Source organism: Pseudoalteromonas sp. SG43-7 (assembly GCF_014164295.1).
In the GTDB taxonomy this organism is placed as follows: domain Bacteria; phylum Pseudomonadota; class Gammaproteobacteria; order Enterobacterales; family Alteromonadaceae; genus Pseudoalteromonas; species Pseudoalteromonas rhizosphaerae.
This window is the reverse complement of sequence record NZ_JACJEY010000141.1, coordinates 1-1,339: the sequence shown is the minus strand read 5'-3', so window position 1 is coordinate 1,339 and position 1,339 is coordinate 1. Positions and strand designations below refer to the sequence as shown.

Below are 1,339 nucleotides of genomic sequence, written 5' to 3'. Positions count from 1 at the left end.
GCTAAGGGATCCCCAAAAATAATTATTAAGTTTCAATTACATCACTCACATCCATATTTTTCCAATCGATTTGCACTACTACCTGTACGAAATAGGCTAGTCCTTCCAAATAATCTCGCCGTCGCAATTTAATGGACTGTTTTTTGACGTATCGCAATCCAACAAATGCCCATGACACTACTCGCCTCCTTTTGGTTGAGTTAGCTTGAAAAGAGCCTGTCTTTCCTGCTTTGTCTATCACTGCGCCCAGCATCATTGAGAACCAATGAGCCAGTGTGGCAAGCAGTAACAGTATGTCTAATCGATAGAGTTTGTTTGTCCTGTGCAGATCTGAGCCTAAGCCGAACCTAACACTTTTTTGATCTCGAAATCCTGCTTCTATCTGCATTCTCATACCATATAATTTGAGCACTTTTTCGAGAAAGTGGTGCCTTTTTGGAAGTGAAGAAACGAGTAGCCAAGGCTCCTTATAACCACGTTTTTTATCTCTTTTTAATAACTTATGCCCTTTGCCAACCAGCACTGCATGCGTGTGATATTGTGCACTTTTGGTCAACTCGGTCGCGCCAAGATACTGGCTCCTACGTTGATTGCTCTTGAATAGTGACTGGCATGGAACAAACTCATCGCTGCCCTGCGTTTTCAAGTGTGCCGTACCTCGAACTCGGCTAATATAATGCCAGCCATTGTTTCGCACTGCTTTGAGCCAAGGAACTTTAAAGCCCGCATCCGTCACAATGACAGGGCGGCAATCACTCGGCAAGATCAGTTTGAGCATCTTTAAGAACCGTTTTTGTACTTTTGGGCAATGATATTGAAAGCTGAATGCACTTTCCTGATACAGGGTTAAAGAGCGACCTTCACTAACAATGCTGGCACGCAGAATACAGTATTTGGTTTGTGTATCTGCATGACTCCAATCAACCAAAATGACGGGATGCTTTTCAGTGACCACAAAACGGCTTAAGTGAACATAAACCGTTGTTGATTCACGTAAAAGCTCGTGGTTACTGAGCAGTCGATCAATACGTTTAATATCATGTTTTTCAGTTGTTTTTGAATTCAAATTGCGGCCGATAGACGTCAAGGTACATTGCTGGCAGTGCAATAGAGATTTAACGGCAGCGACTAAAGTATTAAATCTGGCTTTATGAATTGAGTTAGGGGTGACAGCGCGGAGCATATTGTGCAAAATAGTAAAAGCATTCATGGTGTTTAGCTCTGTTGTTTTTAAGCGATTCATAAGATCACAAAACACCATGAATGTTCCCTCGCTTCCCACATTTTTTAATACTATTAGTTCATTGATATATAAAGGCTAATTCTGGGGATACTTTAG

1 protein-coding gene is annotated in these 1,339 nt (G+C 41.6%); it reads right to left on the bottom strand.

Features of this window, described 5'->3' with window-relative positions:
- Window positions 1-25: 25 nt before the first annotated feature.
- A complete protein-coding gene (locus tag H5200_RS23135; protein ID WP_182762828.1) occupies window positions 26-1,243 on the bottom strand; it encodes an IS4 family transposase in 1,218 nt (405 codons plus the stop codon).
- Window positions 1,244-1,339: the final 96 nt, after the last annotated feature.